Raw genomic sequence first — 22,062 nt, forward strand, 5'->3', positions numbered from 1 at the left:
AGGTGTTCCATGCCCCGCAGAGTCCCGCGCCCGCTGGCGCTCGCCGCCCTGAGTCTCGCTCTGCCGGGCTCGCTGGCGGCGCAAACCGTCGCCCCCGACCAGACCGGCACCGGCGGAGGCCCGGCCTCGACGGTCACGGCGCCGTACACCAACCGGTACGGCGTCACCAAGCCGCCGGGCACCTCCATGGGCGCCGGCGAGGTCCCGTCCCGCCAGGAGCAGCGGCACGAACGGGCATTGACCGACAAGATCGACAACAGCGTCTGCGACGGCTGCAACTAGAGCGCTCTGCGCCGAAGTGGAATCCGGTTCGGCGCAAGAGAGCGCGTTGCGACAAAGGCAGGCTCGGCCGCAGCGGATCCCGGTTCGGCCCCGGCGCACGCGATGCCGAGCGATCGGGGCGGCCCGGAAGGGGCTGCGATGTCACGGAAGCGTCAGAAAACACCGCCACACCCGCGGCGCAGCTTGCGCCGGGAGTCGCTGTGCCGGATGCGGATAAATCCCTGCGCTGTCCCGTGACCGTCCTGCCCCCGAGACCTGTTCGTGATCTTCATCCACCAGCCTGCCCTTGGCGCCGGATCCACGCTGCTTGAACGCCGCGTCATCGATCTCCAGGATCCGATCCCCGAAGATACCGTCTGGCTCGATCTGATCCGCCCGAGCCGCGAGGAAGAGATGAAGGTCGAGGCCTTCGCGGGCATCGAGGTGCCGACCCGCGAGGAGATGAAGGACATCGAACCCTCCGAGTTGCTCTACGTCGAGGAGGGTGCCCGCTACATGACCGGGCGGGTGCTCTCGAAGGTGAGCGATTCCGAGGACCCGGGGCTCACGGGCATCACCTTCATCCTGCGCGGCAACCGCCTCGTGACCGTGCGTCACGAGGAGCCGCAGGCGTTCCGGATGTACACCCAGCGCGCCGGCCGCTCGATGGGCAATGGCGGCGCCTCCGCCCCCTCCGGCGAGACCATCCTGGCGGGCCTGATCGAGGCGGTGATCGACCGGGCCGCGGACGTACTCCAGCTCCAGGGCGAGCGGATCGACCGCCTCTCCGGTAAGATCTTCGAGGTGCAGGACGACCCCTCAGCCCGCAACACCGCCCTGCAGGACACCCTGCGGGCGCTGGGCCGGCATGGCGACCTCATCTCGAAGCAGCGCGAGAGCCTCGTCTCGATGGAGCGAATCCTGCTTTCCCTGTCGGCGACATACCGGACCAACAAGGCTCCGCGCGACCTGCGGGAGGATGTCCGCTCGACCCTGCGGGATCTTCAGTCACTGGAAGAGCACGCGACCTTCCTGAGCACCAAAATCCAGTTCCTGCTCGACGCGACCCTCGGCCTCGTCAACCTCGAGCAGAACAACATCATCAAGCTGTTCTCGGTCATGGCCGTCGTGTTCATGCCGCCGACGCTGATCGCCTCGATCTACGGCATGAATTTCAAGTCTATTCCGGAACTCGATCTTCCGTACGGCTATCCCATGGCCCTGGTCATGATGGTGGTTGCTGCCGTATTTCCGTACTTTTTCTTCCGATGGAAGAAGTGGCTATAAACATAATTCCGGTATCGGGCGGAAAATAATTAAGATTCCTATCGCAGAATACGCTGTCGGAAGGCGCGGCACGACCGCGAAGACGGAAGCGTCCATGCGTATCTCCCTCAAGACGATTCTCTCCGGCGCGATCGGCCTGCTGGCGCTCGCCGCCGTCGGCCAGGGCGTCGCCAGCGTCGTCGTCCTGTCCGAGATCGAGCAGAACGCGACCGCGGTCTCGCAGCAGGCCCTGCCGACGCAGAACCAGGCCGAGGCGATCGGGACGGCCGTCCGGGAGGCGCGGCTGAACCTCTACAGGCTCGCGGTGGCGTCCCCCGACGCGGCCGCCCTGGACAAGAACCAGGCGGCGCTCACCGACACGCTCGGGGCCCTCTCCGGCCTGCGCCAGGCCTTTCAGGACCGCCTGACCGCCCCCCGGGACCGGGCGATCTACGAGCGCTTCACCACGGCCTGGAACGCCTATCAGAACGTCCAGCTGCAGGTGGTCGAGCTGATGATCGCGGGTGACCAGCCCGGAGCCCTCGCGCTGGTGCTGGACCCCGCCACGGGCGCGCAGAACGACGCCGCCGTCGCGAGCCTCACGGAGGCGATCGCCTCGGCCCGTGCGCAGACGGAGGCCAACGTCGCCGAGACCGTGCGGGAAGCCGCCCGCGCCAAGCTCGTCGCGCTCGCCGCCACCGTGGTCGGCCTCGCGGTCGCCGCCGCCGCGATGCTGTTCGCCGTCTTCGGGATCGCCCGGCCGATCGCGCGCATGACCGGCACGATGGGCCGGCTCGCCGAAGGCGACGAGACTGTGGCGGTTCCCCATACGGGCCGGCGCGACGAGATCGGCGCGATGGCGGCCGCCGTGCAGGTGTTCAAGGACAACCTCATCCGCAGCCGGGCGCTGGAGCGGGACACCGCCCTCGCGCGCCAGGATGCCGAGACCCAGCGCCGCCACGCCGTCCACGCCATGGCCGAATCCTTCGAAGCCGCGGTGGGCGGCGTGCTGGCGCGGGTCTCGGACGCGGCAAGCGGCCTGCGCGCCGACGCCGAGGCGATGTCGCGCACGGCCACCCATACGGCCGAGCGCTCGGCGACGGTGGCCGGTGCCGCCCAGGAAGCGGCGCAGCATGTCGGCACCGTGGCGGCGGCCGCGGAGGAGCTCGGCGCCTCGGTCCAGGAGATCAGCCGCCAGGTGGATGGCTCGGCCGATCTCGCCCGGGGCGCGGTGGTCCAGGCCGGGGAGACGGCCAACCTCGTGCATGAGCTGAGCTCCGCGGCGGGCCGGATCGGCGACGTGGTCCGGCTCATCACCGACATCGCCGGCCAGACCAACCTGCTGGCGCTCAACGCCACCATCGAAGCGGCCCGGGCCGGCGCGGCCGGGAAGGGGTTTGCCGTGGTGGCCGCTGAGGTGAAGCAGCTCGCCGATCAGACCGCCAGGGCAACCGGTGAGATCGCCGGACAGGTCGGCCGCATCCAGGGGGCGACCGGGCAGACCGTGGGGGCGATCGACGGCATCGCGGCGCGCATCCGCGAGATCGACGGCGTGGCGACCTCGATCGCGGCCGCGGTGGAGCAGCAGGGCGCGGCGACCCGGGAGATCGCCCGCAACGTCGCGGAGGCCGCCGCCGGGACCGGCGCGGTCACGGGCACGATCGACGCGGTGGCGCAGGCCGCCGACGAGACCGGCACGGCCGCCACCCGCATGCTCGCTTCGGCCGCGAGCCTGTCGGAGCAATCCGCCGAGCTGCGCCGGGAGATCGACACGTTCCTGGCGACCGTACGGGCCGCCTGACGCTCAAGCCGGGCTCGACAGCTTCATCAGCACGAGCCCGGAGCCGATCAGGCCGGCCGCGAGGATCCGTGTGGCGCCCGCCGCCTCGCCGAGCACCGTGATGCCGACCAGGAAGGCGCCGACCGCGCCGATGCCGGTCCAGATCGTGTAGGCGGTGCCTAAGGGAAGCGTGCGCATGGCGAGCGCCAGGAAGCCGACGCTGCCGGCCATCGCGGCGGCCATGATCGCGGTCGGCCAGAGGCGCGTGAAGCCGTCCGACTGCTTCATCGCGAAGGCCCAGACGACCTCCAGCACGCCCGCGGTCACGAGATAGATCCAGGCCATGGCGGCCCTCCTGACAGGGCCGGGCCGTCCCGGACTTGTGCCCCGCGCGCGGGGGGAGGACGTGGCCTCGCGGAGGGTCAGCTAAGAGGCACGCCCGGCAGCGGCAAGGGCGATGCCGGCGCGCCGCCCCCTCGCCGCAACGGCAGCGAGGGACATCGCGCCTTTGCCGGAACCGGACGCGCTGCGCTTACGCCACCGCGGCGAGGTGCTTCACCTCGGCCTTCGCCACCACCTTGCCCACCGGCGCCGCCTTGCCGCAGCCCTCGGCTTCCGGAGCAAGGACCGGCGGCTGCACCCAGCGGCCCGCGTCGAGCTCCGTGATCCGCCCGTTGATCTCGCGGATGACGTAGCGCGAGAACGGGTAGACGTGCAGGTAGATCACCATGTTGGTGACCACCGCTTCCAGGGCGGCCGGGTTGTGGCGGGCGGTCTCCAGGAACACGCTCCAGAAGTGCCTGGCGAGTTCCGGCCGGCGCACCGTCATCCGCCAGCACACGCGGGCGAGCGACCACAGATCGTGGGCGATGTGGCGCCAGTTGAGTTTTTGCGCCGCGAATTTCGGCCGCTTCACCCGCCGCGCCACGACACGCACCCGGTCGAAGAAATTCACCGGGTCGTAGACCTCCTGCAGGACGTCCCGGTAATCGGCCAGCACGTCGCGCTGCGGGCGCAGGGTCACGAAATTGAGCCCTTGCGTGCACTGATCGCCCTGGTCGGCGGTGGTCGCCGCGTAATTCTCGTAGAGCCGGCCCTCCTTGCGCAGGCGGCGCGAGAGCTGCGTGTTCGGCAGCGCGAAGAGCAGGCCCACCATGGCGATCGGGATGCCGGTCTGGCTGATGCAGAGCGACATCGCCTTGGAGATGCTGTCCCTCTCGGTGTCGAAGCCGACGATGAAGCCGGCGGTCACGAACATCCCGTTCTCGTACAGCTTGTGCACGCTGTCGGCGATCGAGCGCTTGGTGTTCTGCTTCTTCTGCGTCTGGATCAGTGTCGCCTCGTCGGGCGTCTCGATCCCGGTGAACAGGGCGAAGAAGTTCGCGTCCCGCATCATCCCGAGCAGTTCCTCGTCATCCGCGAGGTTCAGCGAGGCCTCGGTGGAGAACTTGAACGGGTAGCCGTGATCCTCCTGCCACTTGATGAGGTGCGGCAGGAACAGCTTGATCGCCTTCTTGTTGCCGATCAGGTTGTCGTCCACGAAATCGACATGGCCGCGATAGCCGAGGCCGTAGAGCCGGTCGAGCTCGGCCAGCATCTGCGGCGTGGTCTTGGTGCGCGGGGCGCGGCCGTAGAGCTCGATGATGTCGCAGAACTCGCAGGTGAACGGGCAGCCGCGCGAGAACTGGACGCCGATATAGAGGTAGTGGCTGAAGGTCAGCAGGTCGAAGCGCGGGATCGGGCTCTTGGTGACGTCGGCCTTGAATTTTTCCGCCGTGAATCGGCCGCGGCGCTCGCCCGCCTCCCAGGCGGCCACGAAGGTGTCGAGGATGCCCTCGGCCTCACCGAGCACGAGGAAGTCCGCCTTGTCGTAGACCTCCGGCGTCGAGGTCGGTGCGGGGCCGCCGACGCAGACCGGGGTGCCGAGCGCCACGCACTTGTCGATGACGACGAGGCAGTCCGGCTCCTGGGGCAGCATGCCGCCGGTCATCACGAGGTCGGCCGCCTGGATCTGCGCGTCCGTCAGCTCTTCGCAATTGCGGTTGACCAGCGTCACCTGCCAGGCCGGCGGCAGCATCGCGGCGAGCGTGATCAGGCCGAGCGGCGGCGCCGGGGCGCGGGCGCCCTGGATCTCCATGGCCTCTTTGAAGTTCCACATGGAGTTTTCGTAGAACTTCGGGAACACCATCAGCACGCGCGGGGCCGTGTTCGCTTCCGACATGCCAGTTTCCCTCGTTCACACGTGCGGCCCGGCTCCGAGGGAGGTCGGAGCCGGCATCGCAGCAAGCCTCACTTGCGGGCGAATTGAGGCCGTTTTTCGCTGCCGCAACAATCCCGACCGCCGAGGTCGACAGGACGCCCATCCGGACGCCGCGAATCAACCCCCTCCGGATGCCGCAGCAGCCAATCCCGGCCCCTTACCCGGGGGTTGCGCCATTTCGGCGACAGCCGCCTCGCGGCTAGTCACGGCCCGACCCGGAAACGCTCCGGCTGCGTGCCGTCCGCGTCGGTGAAGCCGTAGATCCGGGCGAGGTCGCCCGCATGCAGCACCGTGCCCGCCCGGTCCGCAACATCCGGGTCGGCGGCCAAGGCGGCGAGCGCCCGGCCCGCATAGAGCGGGCCTTCGGTGGCATGCGCGTCCTGCCCGAGGTCGCGCGCCCGCTCGGTGGCGACGAAGCCCGGCGAGAGGCCGAGCGCCGTGACGCCGTGCGGGGCGAGCTCCCGGGCGAAGGCGAGCGCCAGCCGGTTGGTGGCGGCCTTAGCCGAGTCATAAAAGATGTCGCCGAGGTAATCCTCGGTCCCGAAGGAGACCAGCGCGATCAGGCCGGTGCGCGCCGCCACCATGGCGGGGGCGACGGCGCGGGCAAGAAGCAGAGCTGGCAAAGGGCCCGCTTCGAGGAAGCCGAGATAGGGCTCGGCGGAGCGGCGCCAGAACGGCGTGCCCCAGCCGGCGCCGTCCGGGTAGCGCTCGCCGTCATAGCCCTCATTGCCGCCCCAGACGCTGCAGGCCGCCACGTCGATCCGCCCGAAGCGGCGGAGCACCCAGTGCATCATCGCGTCGGTGGCGCGCTCGGAGCGGTGATCGCAGAGATAATGGTGGCCGCACCCGCCGGCCTCATCGACCATGCGGGCGGTGTCCTCGATCGATTCCGAGCGCATCTCGGTGCGGGCGCCGGTCTCGCTGGACCGGGCGGTGACGATCACGGTGGCGCCCGCCTCGCCGAGCGCCCGGGCGAGCCCCCGGCCGACGCCCCGCGAGGCGCCGGCGACGAGACAGATCTTGTGCGACAGATCGGGCGTGCTCACGCCGAGGCGGGCTTGGCGCGGTTGAGGAAGGCGGCGAGCCGCTCCTGGGATTCGTGCGAGCGGAGCTGCGCGTCGAAGGCCTTGGCCTCGGCCTCCAGGGCCGCCTCGACCTGGGCCTGATCGCCCCGGATCAGCGCCCGCGAGGCCGCGAGCGCCCCGCCCGGCAGGGCGGCCAGCTTGGTCGCCTGGGCGATCGCCTGCTCCACCAGCATGTCGGCCGGCAGCACCGCATTGACGAGCCCGAGCGCCTGCGCCTCGTCGGCCTCCAACGGCCGGGACAGGAGCAGCAATTCGGTCGCCCGGAGCCGCCCGACCCGCAGGGGCAGCAGGTAGCTCGACGCCGCCTCCGGCACGAGGCCGAGCTCGACGAACGGCATGCGCAGCCGCGCCGCCGGGCTGGCATAGACGAGGTCGCAATGCAGGCAGAGCGTCGCGCCGATCCCCACCGCGATCCCGTCCACCGCCGCCACCATCGGGGTGCGCGTGCGGGCGAGCTGGCGGATGAAGGCCAAAGCCGGCGAGTTACTGAACCCGTCCCCGGCATGGCCCATGAAGTCGGCGAGGTCGTTGCCGGCGCTGAACATGCCGGGCTGCCCGGCGAAGACGACGGCGCCGACCGCGTCCGAGGTGTCGGCCTCGGCCAGCGCCTCGCGCATGGCGTCGTACATGGCTCCGGTGAGCGCGTTCTTCTTCTCCGGGCGGTTCAGGGTGATCAGGCGGACGCCGCCCGGAAGGTCGGTGATCGCGACGGTCTCGGCCATGGTCCGCTCCTCAAACCGCCAGCGCCAACCCGGCCTCGTCCGTGAAGGCGCCGCCCTCGATCACGCTCTGCTCGAGCCCCGCCGCGGCCACCAGCAGATTTTCGGCGTAGAACCGGGCCAGCGCGACGCGGGCGGCGTGGGCCGGATCGGTCTCGCCGGCCTTCTGCGCGGCCGCAGCCGCCAGCGCGCTCCGGGCGAGGCAGGCGCCGCCGAGCACGAGGCCGAACAGGCGCAGATACGGGGCCGCGCCCGCGAGCGCCCATTCGGGATGGTTGGAGGCCAAAGCCGCGAGCTGGTGGCTCGTCGCCCGGTCGAGGCTGCCGATCCCATCCCGCAGCCGCGCCGCCATGTGGCCGAAAGCGGGATCACCCGCCTTGAGCAGCCCCTCCGCCGCCTTCCGCATCCCGGCGATCTGCGCGCGGGCCGTGGCGCCGCCGTTCAGCGGCAGCTTGCGGGCGGTGAGGTCGATGGCCTGGATGCCGTTGGTGCCCTCGTAGATGCCGAGGATACGGGCATCGCGCATGAGTTGAGCCGCCCCGGTCTCCTCCACGAAGCCCATGCCGCCATGGACCTGCACGCCGAGCGAGGTCACCTCGTTGGCGAGATCGGTGGAGAACGCCTTGGCCACCGGAGTCAACAGGGAGGCGCGGTCGAGGGCGGCCTGCCCCTCCGCATCCTTCGACGCATCGAGGGCGGCCGCGGTGAGGTAGCAGATGCCGCGTGCGGCCGCCGTATAGGCCTTCATGGTGAGCAGCATGCGCTGCACGTCGGGATGCGCGACGATGGGGCTCGTCGCCTCGGCCGCGCCGATCGCCCGGCCCTGGCGGCGCTCCTGCGCGTAGGCCAAGGCCCGCTGCGTCGCGGCCTCGGCGATGCCCACGCCCTGGAGGCCGACATTCAGGCGGGCTGCGTTCATCATCGTGAACATGCAGGCCAGGCCCTTGTTCTCCTGGCCGATCAGCCAGCCGGTGGCGCCGCCCTGGTCGCCGAATGCCATCGAGCAGGTCGGCGAGGCGTGGATGCCGAGCTTGTGCTCGATGCCGGAGCAGCGCAGGTCGTTGCGGGTGCCGTCCGGCAGCACCTTCGGCACCAAGAAAAGGGAGATGCCCCGCGTGCCGGCCGGCGCATCGGGCAGCCGGGCCAGGACGAGGTGGACGATGTTGTCGGCGAGATCATGCTCGCCGTAGGTGATGTAGATCTTGTTGCCGGTGATCCTGTAGGTGCCGTCGCCGGCCGGCACGGCCCGGGTCCGCAGCAGGGCGAGGTCGGAGCCGGCCTGCGGTTCGGTCAGGTTCATGGTGGCGGGCCATTCGCCCGAGACCAGTTTTTCGAGGTAGCGCGCCTTCAGGTCATCGGAGCCGTGGGCCGCCAGCGCCTCGATGCTGCCCTGGGTCAGCAGCGGGCAGAGGCCGAAGGCGAGGTTGGCGCCGTTCCACATCTCGGTGCAGGCAGCCTCGATCAGCTTCGGCAGGCCCTGGCCGCCGTGATCCGCCTCAGCCGACAACCCGTTCCAGCCGCCCTCCGTGAAGGTGCGGTAGGCCTCCCGCCAGCCCGGCGGTGTGGTGACACGCCCATCCGCGAACGGCGTGCCGTGCCGGTCGCCGACCCGGTTGAGCGGCGCGATCACCTCACCGGCGATCCGCCCGGCCTCGGTGAGGATCGCCTCCGCATCCTCGGGATCGACCGCATCGAGCCCGGCCACGTACCGGAGGGTGAACAGCATCTCCGGGACTGGCGCGCGGTAGCTCATGACGATCCTCCCATAACGGTGACCCGCTCGTCGGCCGGGTGCGGGTTTGACCGCGCCCGCATCCCGGGTCTACGGCGGCCCGAGCATAGTCGCGCGCGCTTCGCGCGGCCATCATTTCGAAGACGGCTTCCCGCATGAATGATTCCGGGTCAACGGTCCCGGCCGCGACCCGGCGGCTCGACCCCGACGCGGGCGGCCTCGCCGAAGCCGCCGCGCGCCTGCGGGCGGGCGCACTCGTGGCCTTCCCGACCGAGACGGTCTACGGCCTCGGGGCGGACGCCACCGATCCCACAGCCGTGGCGCGGATCTTCGCCGCCAAGGACCGGCCGCGCTTCAACCCGCTGATCGCGCATCTGCCGGATATGGAATCGGCCCTGGCGGAGGGCGTCTTCGACGGTCCAGCGCGCCGTCTGGCAGAAACCTTCTGGCCGGGACCCCTGACCCTGGTGGTGCCGGCCCATCCGGGGACGCGCGTCTGCGACCTCGCCCGCGCCGGCCTGCCGAGCGTCGCCCTGCGGGTGCCGGCCCATCCGCTCGCGCGCGCCCTCCTGTCCGAAGTCGGCCGGCCGGTGGCCGCACCCTCGGCCAATCGCTCGGGCCGCGTGAGTCCGACGCGGGCGTCCCACGTCCTCGATGATCTCGCGGGCCGGATCGCCGCTGTGCTCGATGGCGGCGACACGCCCGTGGGGGTCGAATCGACGGTGGTTGCCTGTCTCGGCGGCCCGCCGCGTCTGCTGCGACCCGGCGGGATCACCCGGGCGGCGCTTCGCACCATCCTCGGCCACGATCCGGCCACTCCGGAGCCGGCCGATGCCGACCGCCCGGCGGGACCCGGCATGCTCGCCTCGCATTACGCACCCCGGGCGCGGGTGCGCCTCGACGCGACGCACATCGAGCCGGGGGAGGCCGTGCTGCTGTTCGGCGGAGGCCGCCCCGGAGGCCACGAACGGGCCCGCGCCGCGCTGAACCTCAGCCCGACGGGGAACGCCGAGGAGGCCGCCGCCCGCCTCTTCGGCGCCCTGCGGGAGCTTGACGCCTCGGGGGCGGCGACCATCGCGGTGGTGCCGATCCCGCCCGACGGCCTCGGCGAGGCGATCCGCGACCGACTGGCCCGGGCCGCCGCACCCCGTTGAGGCGGCGTGCGATTTTTTCCGCCGACGCCGGAACAGACCGCTTCGCCGCCCGTTTATTGGTCACGAAGGCCTTCTCAGCCCCCAATGGCCTTTTTCCTTTCAGGCTCGGAGCAATCCGAGCCTTTTTTCTTGACCGGTTTCCTGGCCGAGATTCCTCAGGCCAGCTTGGCCGCGATGCCGGCGACGTGGCGGCCCTGGAAGCGGGCGCCGTCCAGTTCCACGGCGCTCGGCTGCCGCGAACCGTCGCTGTCCGCGATCGTGCTGGCACCGTAGGGGGTGCCGCCCTTGACCGCCTCGACCCCGCCCTGGCCCTGGAAGGCGTAGGGCAGCCCGACCACCACCATGCCGTGGTGGAACAGCACCGTATGGAAGCTCGTCAGGGTCGTCTCCTGGCCGCCGTGCTGGGAGGCCGTCGAGGTGAAGACCGAACCGACCTTGCCGACCAGCGCGCCCTTCATCCAGAGGCCGCCGGTCTGGTCGATGAACTGCTTCATCTGAGAGGCCATGTTGCCGTAACGGGTCGGTGTGCCGAAGATGATCGCGTCGTAATCGGCGAGTTCGTCGACCGTCGCGACGGGGGCGGCCTGATCGAGCTTGAAGTGGTTCTGCCGGGCGACCTCTTCGGGCACCAGCTCGGGCACACGCTTCACCACCACGTCGGCCCCGGCCTCGCGGGCGCCCTCGGCGACGGCATAGGCCATCTGCTCCACGTGTCCGTAGGTCGAGTAGTACAACACCAGAACCTTGGCCATGTCGGGATCTCCGGTTCACGCTTCGAACGGCCGCCCGAATCGTCGGGCTGCGCGATGGCGACTCCATCGCGCGTTTCGCCTCTTGCAAAAATGCCTTGTCGTGCAAAACCCGTCTTGCGCAGCTGCAAGGACCGGGCATGGCGCTGGATTGGGACGCGTTTCGCTTCGTGAAAGCGGTCGCCGAGCGCGGTGGCCTGACGGCGGCCGCAGCGCAGCTCGGGATCAATCACTCGACCGCCTACCGCCGGCTGACGGCCCTGGAAACGAAGCTCGGGACGCGGCTGTTCGAGCGCCTGCGGACCGGCTACGCACCGACGCCCTGCGGCCAGGCCATGATCGAGGCGGCGAACCGGATCGAGGCCGACGTCACCGGGTTCGAGCGCACGGCGGCCAGCCGGAGCGAGACGCCCTCCGGCGAGCTGCGCGTCACCGCGCCGACGAGCCTTGCGGCGGAGCTGCTCATGCCGATCCTCGCGGATTTCGGGGTCCGCTATCCGGAAATCCGGATCGAGCTGATCCTGGCCGAGGCGGCGCTCAACCTGTCGCGCCGGGATGCCGACGTGGCGATCCGGGCGAGCCGCGACCCGAGCGAGACCCTCGTCGGACGCCGCCTCGCCGCGGTGGCCTGGGGAATCTACGGCCGGGCCGACCGCACCTACGGCGATCTCGCCCGGGAAGCCTGGGTCAGCCCGGATCCGACCGTGGCCGGCGGGGTATTCACCCGCTTCGTGGCCGGCCACGTGACGGCGGATCGCATCCGGCTGCGGATCAACACGGTGACGGGGCTCGAAGCGGCGGTCGCGGCAGGACTCGGCGTCGGCCCCCTGCCCTGCTTTACGGGCGATGCCAACCCCGCCCTGCGCCGCCTGTCGGGGCCGCATCCGGAGCTCGGGGTCGATCTCTGGGTGCTCACGCATCCGGATCTGCGCCAAGCCGCCCGGGTGCGCGTCTTCATGGAGCATGTCGCGGAGGCGATCCTGCCGCTGCGGCCGCGCTTCGAGGGTCTGGGCGCGGGGCTTTGATCGCCGTCAGCGGATTTCGACCAGCTCGACCTCGTGGCCGTTCACCTCGACCACATCACCCACCGTCTTGCCGGTGAGCGCCCGGGCGAGCGGCGCCACGTAGGAGATTGAGCCCTTATGCGGGTCGGCCTCATCCTCGCCGACGATCCGGAAGGTCTGGCGGATCTCCTTGCCGGAATCATCCTCGCGCAACACGGTGACGGTCGAGCCGAACTGCACGGTATCGCCGCCCTTCGGCTCCACGAGCTGCGCGGTGTTCTTGCGGGCCGCCCAGTAGCGCAGATCACGCCCGATCCGAGAATCCTCCGCCTTGTCGGCGGGGTCCAGGGAGGCGACCTCCTTCTCCAGGCGCGCGACCTCGGCCTCGATCTGGGCCAGCCCTTCCGGGGTGACGAAGTTGGTGTGGGGCGAGATCGGCCGATCGGGCAGATTCTCGAACGCTTCCCCACCCTCGGGTTCTTTGACGAATGCGACACTCATAAAAAAGGAAACACGGCTGGCACGGCGAAGGTTCCAGTCGCGCTCCGCGCCCGTCGTAGAGGCAGGTCGCCGCTGCAGAACCCAGACGCGCAGGCCATGGCGTCACAGCGTGACGAGGACCACGCCCCTGAGCCGGCCGGCGCAGGCCTCCTGCAGGGCCAGGGGCGCGGCGTCGAGGCCCTCCAGGACCGTGCAGGGCAGGCGAAGCCCGCCGTCCCGCTGCCATGCGGCGAGGTGGTGCAGCCAGGCCGCGAACGCGTCCGAGGCCTCCTCGCAGGCGCTGAAGCCGCGCAAGGTGATGCCCTTGATGACGATCTGAAAGCTGTCCAGCTCGACCGGGGCCCGCAGCCCGGCACGGCGGGGGTCCAGTTCGGCGGTCAGCGCGCCCAGGATCACGCAGCGCGCCCCGTTTCTGGCCAGGGAGAGTGCGGCGGCGAGTTGCTCCCCGCCGACCATGTCGACGATGACGTCGATCCCCTGCGGTGCAGCCCAAGCAAGCTGGTCGATCAGGGGGTCGCCCCCGCGCGTGACGACGGCATCGTAGCCCAGTTCCACCCGCATCCAGTCGGCCTTGTCGCGGCCGCTCGTGCTTCCGATCACCCGTCCCGCGCCGAGGCGCTTCGCGATCTGGCCCGCCATCGCGCCGATTGCGCCGGCGCCGCTGGTCACGAACACCGTGTCCCCCGCCTCGATCCGGATGCCCTGGGTGAGGGCCGCGTAGGCCGTCCAACCATGGCCGAGATGGGCCGCCGGGTCGGCGTCTGCGTCCAGAAGCGTGGCATGCGGGGCCGCGACGACGGCGTAGTCCCGCCAGCCGAAGGGATGCATGACCACGCTGCCGACCGGCAGGTCGCAGGTCGGGCCCACCGCGACGACCTCGCCGATCGCGGCATCGGCCAGCGTGTCGCCGATCCGGAGCGGCGGGAACGGGATGCCCTGAACGGTCTGCGCGTCCTCCTGGGCCATCAGGCGCGTCGACACGGAGACGCGGAACCACCGATTGCGGACCAGAAGCTCACCGGGGCCGGGGACCGGCATCGGCGTGTCGGCCACGATGAAGTCTTCGGCCCGTAGCGCGCCGACCGGGTGCCGCGTCAGCCTGACCTCGCGGTTGCGCGCCGTTGATGCGGCCATGATGCGAGTCCCGCCACCGGCCAACGACGCTCATGCCGGTGCAAACCCCTGATCCGAGCGCCCGTTTCAGGCTATGAGGAGCGGTCAGGCTTGCCTACTCGCATTCCCACAGCACAGCGCGCGATGCGAAAACCTCCGCAACAGCAACGGTCCCGGATCATGGTGGCGAGCCTCGTCGAAGCCGGGGCTCGCATTCTGTCAGACCGGGGCTGGGCCGGATTCACGACCAACGAAGTCGCGCGCGTGGCCGGCGCGAGCGTCGGTTCCCTGTACCAATACTTTCCGGACAAGCTGGCGATCGCCGAGTCGATCCGGCAGCGACACCTGAGCAACGTGCTCGCCGCCTTGCCGAATCCCGATGCGCAGGACCGGGCCATTCCGATTGCGCGGCAGGTCGAACATCTGGTCGACAGCGTTCTCGCCGTTCATGCGGTCGATCAGCGGTTGCACCGGGTCATGCTCGAGGAGGTGCCGTTCGCGCCGCGGGCGCGCCATGCGGCCTTCGAGTCGGCCTTCGAGCAGGCGTATCATCGCCGCTACGAAGCGCTGGTCCGGGCGGCCGGCTGCCGCGAGGACGCAGCCCTTGGGACGGCGGCGTCGGTCTTGTCGGGCGCGCTGGAGGGTTTGGTTCATGGCGCCGTCCGCCGGGGCGCCGTGACGTGCCCGAGCGTCAGGCGGGAGGCCACGCTGTTCGCGACCGCCTATCTCCGGGCGCGACAGGGGGAATGAGGGGCGAATAGATTCGACGCGCGCCCTCCCTCCCGCCTTTGCGGGGGAGGGAATGAAGCGGAGCCGTTCGCGCATCGTCTGTGATGGAGATGCGTAAATCCGCAAGCCCGCTTGGGAAGAGAGATGCGGGATGGCGGGGTCCTGCTCTCAAACGGCGATATGTGCCTCCGGACATGCGTGCGGCGCGCCCTACTCCACCTCGACCACCGTTCGCCCCCGCACCTTCCCGGCCAAGATCTCTTCGCCCAGCCGGCCAACCTCCTCCAGGCGGACCTTGCTGGTCATGGCGGCGAGCTTGTCGAGGTCGAGCTCGCGGGCGAGCCGGGCCCAGGCCTGGCGACGCTTCGGCTGCGGGGTGGTGACGCTGTTGATGCCCAGAAGCGAGACGCCGCGCAGGATGAACGGCGCCACCGAGGTCGGAAGGTCCATCCCCTGCGCCAGCCCACAGGCCGCGACGGCGCCGTCGGCCCGGGTCTGGGCCAGCACGTTGGCGAGCGTCGTCGAGCCGACCGCATCGACGCCCGCCGCCCAGCGCTCCTTGCCGAGCGGCTTGCCGGGCTTCGACAGCTCGGCCCGGTCGAGGATCTCGGCCGCGCCGAGGTTTTTCAGGTAATCGGATCCGCCGTCCCGGCCCGTAGAGGCGATGACGTGCCAGCCCGCCCGGGCGAGCAAAGCCACCGCCACCGAGCCGACCCCGCCCGAGGCGCCGGTGACGATCGCCGGACCGTGGTCGGGCGTCACCCCGTGGGCGTCGAGGGCCATGCAGCACAACATCGCGGTGTAGCCCGCGGTGCCGATCGCCATGGCCTGCTCGGGGGTGAGGCCCTGGGGCAGCGGCACCAGCCAGTCGCCCTTCACCCGAGCGCGCTCGGCATAGGCGCCGAGATGCGTCTCGCCGACGCCCCAGCCGGTGAGCACTACGGCATCGCCCGGCTTGTATTCGGGATGGTCGGAGCGCTCGACGATGCCGGAGAAGTCGATGCCGGGGATCATCGGGAAGCGGCGCACCACCGGCGATTTGCCGGTGAGCGCGAGGCCGTCCTTGTAGTTCAGAGTCGAGTGCGTCACCCGCACGGTGACGTCGCCGTCCATCAGGTCGGCCTCGTCGAAGTCCCGGAAGGCGAGGCTCTGGCCGGCCTCGCCCTTCTCGACCACCCAGGCCTTGAACGTCGCCATCGTCATCTCCCGTGTTTGGCGGTGAGGTGTTGCCGGGACGTTCGGAATCAAGATTGCCGCGGGCCGATCAGTACCCTTCGTACGGGCTGCCGTAGCTGAAGCCGAGGGCGACGCCGAGATCCGAGGAGCTGGCCCCGGTCATGCCGACCGCATCCGGGATCGAGCCGACCAGCGGGCCGCCATAGGAGGCGGGGGCGTAGCCGGCACCATAGCCGCCGCCGACCGGCACCCAGCCGGCCCGGGCGGGCGCTACGCGGACGCGCCGGCTCACGCTGGCATATTCCGGCGGGATCGTCTCGGGGATCGCCTGCGCGGGGCGGACCACAACGGTCCGGGTGCGCAGGGCGAAGCGCGGAGGCGTGGTGACCCAGCAGCCGATCAGCTCGCCGCCCGGCCCGCGGCTCGTCTGCCAGAAGCGGCCGCCCGGCGAGACCATCACGCGCTCGGACACGGTGTCGTAGACCGGCGGGACGGTGCGGTAGACGGTGCGCGACGGGCGGACCAGCACGGTTTCCTGCACCGTGTCGTAGACCGGCGGCAGCACCACATGGCGGTAGCATTCGCTGCCATAGCAGCCGCCGGCCTGGGCAGGCGCGGCGAGGAGGAGACCGCCGAAGGCGGCGAGGATGAGGGTGCTGGTGACCGGCGCGGTCATGGAAATCCTCTGGTACGCAATACGGCGGATCGAGCCGCGCAGGCGGCACCCGTCTCGACGTACCAGAGGCCAGACTCGTTGCCCGGCGCGCAAGCTTTATCGAAAATGAGGGTAAAATTAACCCTCGGTTTCGACTGCTTAGGCGTGGCCTACCTAGGTAGAATTGCTCGGATCCGGATCAGCATTTCTTATGACTTCCGGTCCGGACACCGTCAGGTCTGGCCGGCCTTGAGCTGGTAGAAGATGTGCCGGCCGATCACGTCCATCTTGCGCAAGCGGCGCGCCCAGCCCGGCCGCACGTAATCGGCGTGGTAGTGGGTCGCCGCGCCGACCTCGGCGAGATAGGTCCGGCCCTCGATCACCGAGCGGGCGATGCGAGTCGCCGTTTCCCAGGCGCCGGCATCGGTGATGCGCAGCGACTTGCCCTCGCAGGCGAAGGAGAACTGGCAGCCCATGTAGTGGTGCCGGTTCTGGTAGACGACGCCGCAGACGCTCGCCGGATAGAGGCCGCTCTTCACGCGGTTGAGCACCACCTGGGCGACGGCGGCCTGACCGGCCTCGGGCTCGCTGCGGGCCTCGAAATAGACCGCCTCGGACAGGCAGCGCTGCTCCTTGTCGAGGGATTCGGGGTCGATCAGGTCGGCGTAGCGCCGCCGCGCATCCTCCGGGACCGGCTGGGCGCTGTCGGGGCGCTCGGTGCGGATCGCGAAATCGGGCAGCGCGAGACTCGCGGCCGCGACCTCGACGGGGATCGCGTCGGCGGGCGCCGGGGTGGTGGACGACAGGGCGACGGCGCGGGGCACCGGCGGGGTCGAGCCGTCGAAGCGCGCGGGGTCGCCGTCCTCGGTGAGATCGGCGGTGCCCGCGCCCGTGGAGGCGGCGCTGCCGCCGCCGGTGGTCAGGCCGAGATCCGGCACCGGGACGAAGGCGGCCTCCGGCTCGGATTCGGGGTCCCAGATGGCGGAGCCCTGCGTGAGCACGCCGGTGACGCTGCCGGTGACGTCGCCGAACACCAGGGCGGCGCCGGTCTCGCGAAGGTTCACGGCGCGGCGGGCGAAGCTCTCGGCCGGCGGACGGGACGGGTTCCCCTTGCCCGCCCGCTCCACGATCGGGAAGACGTGCGCGCCGGTCTTGAACACCGTCCGGGGCGGCTCGTCGCCGAGGCGGCGCAGGGCGGAGCCGATCAGCACGGTGCCGGGCGGGAGGGGCGGGACGGTGTCGGCGTCGATCAGGCCGAGGCGGCTCGATCCGATGGCGTTCTCCGTGCCGGCATCGGCGGTGAACGACACCAGCAGCCCGAGGCCAACCATCCAGGGCGTCAGGGACGCCGAGAGCCAGCGCAGGCCCGATTCCCGTCGTCCTCGTCTCGTGCTCACGACACCCGACCCGTACTCAAGCACCCGAACCGGCCCGATCCTCCCCGTTTCCAGGGTGTTTCTGCGGCCGCGCCGAATTTATCGCCCGGTATGGTTGAGCCTCGGTTAAGTCCGCGTCGCGCGCGCCGTCCCGCTGTGAACACGACCACGAAAAAGGGCGGCCCGAAGGCCGCCCTCTCTCATCTCACTCCTGCCGGCTGCCTCACTCGGCGGCGGGCGGAAGCTCCTCGACCGGGATCGCGCCGCTCTCGGCCTGCTTCTGCTGCAGGATCATCGCGTCGCGGCGGCGGGCGATGGCGCGGATATCCGCCACCATCGAACCCGTGCCGGCCGGGATGAGCGAGCCGACGATGACGTTCTCCTTCAGCCCCTCCAGGGTGTCGACCTTGCCGTTGACCGCCGCCTCGGTGAGGACGCGGGTGGTCTCCTGGAACGAGGCCGCCGAGATGAACGACTTCGTCTGCAGCGACGCCTTGGTGATGCCGAGCAAGACCGGGACGCCCTGGATCGGCTTCTTGCCCTCGGCCAGCAGCTTCTCGTTGTACTCGGTCAGCTCCGTGCGATCGATCTGGTCACCCGAGAGGATGTCGGAGTCGCCGCCGTCGGTCACCTCGACCTTCTGCAGCATCTGACGGACGATCACCTCGATGTGCTTGTCGTTGATCGACACGCCCTGCAGCCGGTAGACCTCCTGGATCTCGTTGACGAGGTAGGCCGCGAGTTCCTCCACGCCCTTGATCGCCAGGATGTCGTGCGGCGCCGGGTTTCCGTCGACGATGTAATCGCCGAGCTCGACCACGTCCCCGTCCTGCAGGTGGATGTGCTTGCCCTTCGGGATCAGGTACTCGACCGCCTCCGAGCCGTCATGCGGCGTCAGCGTGAGCCGACGCTTGTTCTTGTAGTCGCGGCCGAACGCGATGGTGCCCGACTTCTCGGCGATGATCGCCGCGTCCTTCGGGCGCCTTGCCTCGAACAGCTCCGCCACCCGCGGCAGACCGCCGGTGATGTCGCGGGTCTTGGCCGAGTCGGTCGAGACGCGGGCCAGGATGTCGCCGGCCTTCACCTGGGCACCCGGATCGAAGCCGATGATGGCGTCGACCGGCAGGAAGTAGCGGGCGTCCGAGCCGCGGGGCAGCTTGAGCGCCTTGCCGTCCCTGTCGACCACGACCATCGCGGGCTTCAGGTCCGAGGTCCGGGCCGAGCCGCGCCAGTCGACGACGACGCGCTTGGCGATGCCGGTCGACTCGTCGGTGGTCTCGGTCATGGACTGGCCGTCGACCAGATCCTCGTAGGCCACGATGCCGTCGACTTCGGTGAGGATCGGACGGGTGTAGGGATCCCACTCGGCGATCCGCTGCCCGCGCTTGATCTTGTCACCCTCGTCGACCCGGAGCTTGGCGCCGTATTGCAGGCGGTGGACCGCCCGCTCGACCCCGTCGGCCCCGACGATGACCACCGCCACGTTGCGGCCGGTGGCGATCAGATCCCCGTCCGTGTTCTTGGCGATCGCCCGGTTGCGGATCTTGATCGTGCCCTCGAAGCTCGACTCGATGAAGGACGAGTCGGCGATCTGGGCCGCACCACCGATGTGGAAGGTGCGCATCGTGAGCTGCGTGCCCGGCTCGCCGATCGACTGCGCCGCGATGACGCCGACGGCCTCGCCCATGTTGACGGGCGTGCCGCGGGCGAGGTCGCGCCCGTAACAGGTGGCGCAGACGCCGCTCTTGGTGGCGCAGACCAGAACCGAGCGGATCTTCACCTCCTGGATGCCGGCGGCGTTGATCGCCGGCAGGTGCTTCTCCTCGATGGTCTCGCCGGTCTTGACGATCACCGTGCCGTCGGCGGCCACCAGATCCTCCGCCGCGGCGCGGCCGAGGATACGAGTGGCCAGCGTCGCCACGACCTGGCCGGCATCCACGATGGCGCGCATCTTGATGCCGCTGGTCGTGCCGCAATCCACCTCGCGGATCACCGCGTCCTGCGCCACGTCGACGAGGCGGCGGGTCAGGTAGCCGGAATTGGCGGTCTTCAGGGCGGTGTCGGCGAGGCCCTTACGGGCACCGTGCGTGGAGTTGAAGTACTCCAGCACGTCCAGGCCTTCCTTGAAGTTCGAGATGATCGGGGTCTCGATGATCTCGCCCGACGGCTTGGCCATGAGGCCGCGCATCGCCGCGAGCTGCTTCATCTGGGCAGGCGAGCCACGGGCACCCGAGTGGCTCATCATGTAGATCGAGTTGACCTGCTTGTCCGCGCCCTTCTCGTCCTTCTGGACGCTGGAGATGCGGCCCATCATCTCGGCGGCCAGCTTGTCCGAGCACTTGGCCCAGGCATCGACCACCTTGTTGTACTTCTCGCCCTGGGTGATCAGGCCGTCGTTGTACTGCTGCTCGTAATCCTTCACGAGCGCGCGGGTCGTGTCGACGATCGACCACTTGTTCTCCGGCACGACCATGTCGTCCTTGCCGAACGAGATGCCGGCCTTGAACGCGTGGTTGAACCCGAGCGCCATGATCCGGTCGCAGAAGATCACCGACTCCTTCTGACCGCAATGGCGGTAGACGGTGTCGATCATCGCCGAGATCTCCTTCTTGGTCATCAGCTTGTTGACGACGTCGAAGGGCACCTTGGCGTGCTTCGGCAGGGCGCCGGACAGGATCACCCGGCCCGGGGTGGTCTCGTAGGTCTTGGTCAGCGGATTGCCGTCCGGGCCGATGCCGGTCCAGCGCCACTTGATCTTCGAGTGCAGCGACACGGCCTTGGCGGCCAGGGCGTGCTCCAGCTCGCCCATGTCGCCGTAGACGCCCTGCATCGGGTTCTTGGCGTTGTCGGGCTTGTACTCGCCCGGCGCGCCCTCGGCCACGATCGACAGGTAGTAGAGGCCGAGCACGATGTCCTGCGACGGCACGATGATCGGCTGACCGTTGGCCGGATGCAGGATGTTGTTGGTCGACATCATGAGGACGCGCGCTTCCAGCTGCGCCTCGAGCGACAGCGGGACGTGCACGGCCATCTGGTCGCCGTCGAAGTCGGCGTTGAACGCGGCGCAGACCAGCGGGTGCAGCTGGATCGCCTTGCCCTCGATCAGCTTCGGCTCGAAGGCCTGGATGCCGAGGCGGTGCAGCGTCGGCGCGCGGTTCAGCATCACCGGGTGCTCGCGGATCACCTCATCGAGGATGTCCCAGACCTCCGGCTTCTCCTTCTCGACGAGCTTCTTGGCCTGCTTGACGGTGGCCGAGAAACCCTTCGCGTCGAGGCGCGCGTAGATGAACGGCTTGAACAGCTCCAGAGCCATCTTCTTGGGCAGGCCGCACTGATGCAGCTTCAGCTCCGGGCCCACCACGATGACCGAGCGGCCCGAATAGTCGACGCGCTTGCCGAGCAGGTTCTGGCGGAACCGGCCCTGCTTGCCCTTCAGCATGTCGGCGAGCGACTTCAGCGGGCGCTTGTTGGCACCCGTGATGACGCGGCCGCGGCGGCCGTTGTCGAACAGGGCGTCGACGGCCTCCTGCAGCATCCGCTTCTCGTTGCGGATGATGATGTCGGGCGCACGCAGCTCGATCAGCCGCTTCAGGCGGTTGTTGCGGTTGATGACGCGGCGGTACAGGTCGTTGAGGTCGGAGGTCGCGAAGCGGCCGCCATCCAGCGGGACCAGCGGGCGCAGGTCCGGCGGGATCACCGGGACGACCGTCAGGATCATCCACTCGGGCTTGTTGCCCGACTGCTGGAACGCCTCGATGATCTTGAGCCGCTTCAGGAGCTTCTTGGGCTTCAGCTCCGAGGTGGTGACGGCGATCTCCTCGCGCAGATCGTTGGCGATCTTGTCGAGGTCGAGCTCCTGCAGGATGCGCCGGATGGCCTCGGCGCCGATCATGGCGGTGAAGCTGTCCTCGCCGTACTCCTCCTGGGCGCGCAGGTACTCCTCCTCCGTCAGGAGCTGACGCTCCTTCAGGGGGGTGAGGCCCGGCTCGATGACGCAGTACGACTCGAAGTACAGGATCCGCTCAAGGTCCTTGAGCGCCATGTCGAGCAGCAGGCCGATGCGGGAGGGCAGCGACTTCAGGAACCAGATATGCGCGACGGGGGCGGCCAGCTCGATATGGCCCATGCGGTCGCGCCGGACGCGCGCGAGGGTGACCTCGACGCCGCACTTCTCGCAGATGACGCCCTTGTACTTCATGCGCTTGTACTTGCCGCACAAGCACTCGTAATCCTTGATCGGCCCGAAGATGCGCGCGCAGAACAGGCCGTCGCGCTCGGGCTTGAAGGTCCGGTAGTTGATGGTCTCGGGCTTCTTGATCTCGCCGTACGACCAGGAGAGGATCTTCTCCGGGGACGAGATCGAGATCTTGATCTGGTCGAAGCTGACCGGCGTGGCCTGCTGGTTGAAAAGGTTCATGACCTCTTGGTTCATGATCCGCTCCTTGTTGACGCCGGCAGCCCCGCGCCGGGCCACCGCGTCCTGAAAACAATCCGGCGCCGCG

General features: G+C 69.7%; 18 protein-coding genes. 6 read left to right on the forward strand and 12 right to left on the reverse strand.

What is annotated here, in order from left to right; all coding sequences use genetic code 11:
* Nucleotides 1-9 precede the first annotated feature (9 nt).
* The 3 genes from FVE89_RS07530 to FVE89_RS07540 all read left to right on the forward strand — a co-directional run bounded on the left by FVE89_RS07530 (nt 10) and on the right by FVE89_RS07540 (nt 3,328).
* Nucleotides 10-282 (forward strand): hypothetical protein, encoded by a 273-nt coding sequence (locus FVE89_RS07530; protein ID WP_160533425.1) that lies wholly within the window; start codon nt 10-12, stop codon nt 280-282.
* A gap of 261 nt (nt 283-543) precedes the next feature.
* Nucleotides 544-1,548 carry a magnesium transporter CorA family protein gene (locus tag FVE89_RS07535; protein ID WP_160533426.1) on the forward strand — a complete coding sequence of 335 codons (1,005 nt, stop codon included), beginning with the start codon at nt 544-546 and terminating at the stop codon, nt 1,546-1,548.
* Nucleotides 1,549-1,642: 94 nt separating this feature from the next.
* Nucleotides 1,643-3,328: a methyl-accepting chemotaxis protein gene (locus FVE89_RS07540; protein ID WP_160533427.1), complete on the forward strand. Its 1,686-nt coding sequence runs from the start codon at nt 1,643-1,645 to the stop codon at nt 3,326-3,328.
* Nucleotides 3,329-3,331: 3 nt separating this feature from the next.
* Here the strand turns inward: FVE89_RS07540 and FVE89_RS07545 are convergent, their stop codons facing one another.
* The 5 genes from FVE89_RS07545 to FVE89_RS07565 all read right to left on the reverse strand — a co-directional run bounded on the left by FVE89_RS07545 (nt 3,332) and on the right by FVE89_RS07565 (nt 9,124).
* Entirely contained in the window at nt 3,332-3,652 is a 321-nt protein-coding gene (locus FVE89_RS07545) for a multidrug efflux SMR transporter (protein WP_160533428.1), read from the reverse strand.
* 187 nt (nt 3,653-3,839) lie between these two features.
* Complete coding sequence (locus FVE89_RS07550) at nt 3,840-5,528, reverse strand: B12-binding domain-containing radical SAM protein (protein WP_160533429.1); 1,689 nt, start codon at nt 5,526-5,528, stop codon at nt 3,840-3,842.
* Nucleotides 5,529-5,770: 242 nt separating this feature from the next.
* Nucleotides 5,771-6,613 (reverse strand): SDR family NAD(P)-dependent oxidoreductase, encoded by an 843-nt coding sequence (locus FVE89_RS07555; RefSeq protein ID WP_342389683.1) that lies wholly within the window; start codon nt 6,611-6,613, stop codon nt 5,771-5,773.
* Nucleotides 6,610-7,374: an enoyl-CoA hydratase-related protein gene (locus tag FVE89_RS07560; protein WP_160533430.1), complete on the reverse strand. Its 765-nt coding sequence runs from the start codon at nt 7,372-7,374 to the stop codon at nt 6,610-6,612. The genes FVE89_RS07555 and FVE89_RS07560 overlap by 4 nt, the downstream gene beginning before the upstream one ends.
* 10 nt (nt 7,375-7,384) lie before the next feature.
* Entirely contained in the window at nt 7,385-9,124 is a 1,740-nt protein-coding gene (locus FVE89_RS07565) for an acyl-CoA dehydrogenase (protein ID WP_160533431.1), read from the reverse strand.
* Nucleotides 9,125-9,258: 134 nt separating this feature from the next.
* On the opposite strand from FVE89_RS07565, the gene FVE89_RS07570 reads away from it, so the two are divergent.
* Complete coding sequence (locus FVE89_RS07570; protein WP_160533432.1) at nt 9,259-10,257, forward strand: L-threonylcarbamoyladenylate synthase; 999 nt, start codon at nt 9,259-9,261, stop codon at nt 10,255-10,257.
* Nucleotides 10,258-10,412: 155 nt separating this feature from the next.
* Here the strand turns inward: FVE89_RS07570 and wrbA are convergent, their stop codons facing one another.
* Entirely contained in the window at nt 10,413-11,009 is a 597-nt protein-coding gene (wrbA, locus tag FVE89_RS07575) for an NAD(P)H:quinone oxidoreductase (RefSeq protein ID WP_160533433.1), read from the reverse strand.
* 137 nt (nt 11,010-11,146) lie between these two features.
* Between wrbA and FVE89_RS07580 the strand changes: the two genes are divergently transcribed.
* Entirely contained in the window at nt 11,147-12,031 is an 885-nt protein-coding gene (locus FVE89_RS07580) for a LysR family transcriptional regulator (RefSeq protein WP_160533434.1), read from the forward strand.
* A 6-nt stretch (nt 12,032-12,037) separates the two neighbouring features.
* Here the strand turns inward: FVE89_RS07580 and greA are convergent, their stop codons facing one another.
* Together greA and FVE89_RS07590 are read right to left on the reverse strand one after the other, a co-directional pair.
* The gene (gene greA, locus FVE89_RS07585; RefSeq protein WP_160533435.1) at nt 12,038-12,511 is read right to left on the reverse strand and encodes a transcription elongation factor GreA; all 474 of its coding nucleotides are present in this window, start codon (nt 12,509-12,511) and stop codon (nt 12,038-12,040) included.
* Between the two features lie 102 nt (nt 12,512-12,613).
* Nucleotides 12,614-13,645, reverse strand: a complete 1,032-nt coding sequence (locus FVE89_RS07590; RefSeq protein WP_160533436.1) for an NADP-dependent oxidoreductase — start codon at nt 13,643-13,645, stop codon at nt 12,614-12,616.
* Between the two features lie 159 nt (nt 13,646-13,804).
* Here FVE89_RS07590 and FVE89_RS07595 point away from each other — a divergent pair, with 159 nt between their 5' ends.
* Nucleotides 13,805-14,374 carry a TetR/AcrR family transcriptional regulator gene (locus FVE89_RS07595; protein WP_202130657.1) on the forward strand — a complete coding sequence of 190 codons (570 nt, stop codon included), beginning with the start codon at nt 13,805-13,807 and terminating at the stop codon, nt 14,372-14,374.
* 189 nt (nt 14,375-14,563) lie between these two features.
* On the opposite strand, the gene FVE89_RS07600 is transcribed toward FVE89_RS07595, so the two are convergent.
* From FVE89_RS07600 to rpoC, 4 genes are all read right to left on the reverse strand, one after another.
* Nucleotides 14,564-15,550 carry an MDR family oxidoreductase gene (locus tag FVE89_RS07600; protein ID WP_160533438.1) on the reverse strand — a complete coding sequence of 329 codons (987 nt, stop codon included), beginning with the start codon at nt 15,548-15,550 and terminating at the stop codon, nt 14,564-14,566.
* 67 nt (nt 15,551-15,617) lie between these two features.
* Nucleotides 15,618-16,205 carry a hypothetical protein gene (locus tag FVE89_RS07605; RefSeq protein ID WP_160533439.1) on the reverse strand — a complete coding sequence of 196 codons (588 nt, stop codon included), beginning with the start codon at nt 16,203-16,205 and terminating at the stop codon, nt 15,618-15,620.
* Between the two features lie 212 nt (nt 16,206-16,417).
* On the reverse strand, nt 16,418-17,515 hold the full coding sequence (locus FVE89_RS07610) for a cell wall hydrolase (RefSeq protein ID WP_160533456.1): 1,098 nt from the start codon (nt 17,513-17,515) through the stop codon (nt 16,418-16,420).
* 268 nt (nt 17,516-17,783) lie between these two features.
* On the reverse strand, nt 17,784-21,992 hold the full coding sequence (gene rpoC / locus FVE89_RS07615; protein WP_160533440.1) for a DNA-directed RNA polymerase subunit beta': 4,209 nt from the start codon (nt 21,990-21,992) through the stop codon (nt 17,784-17,786).
* Nucleotides 21,993-22,062: the final 70 nt, after the last annotated feature.

The organism is Methylobacterium sp. 2A, assembly GCF_009806555.1.
In the GTDB taxonomy this organism is placed as follows: Bacteria; Pseudomonadota; Alphaproteobacteria; order Rhizobiales; family Beijerinckiaceae; genus Methylobacterium.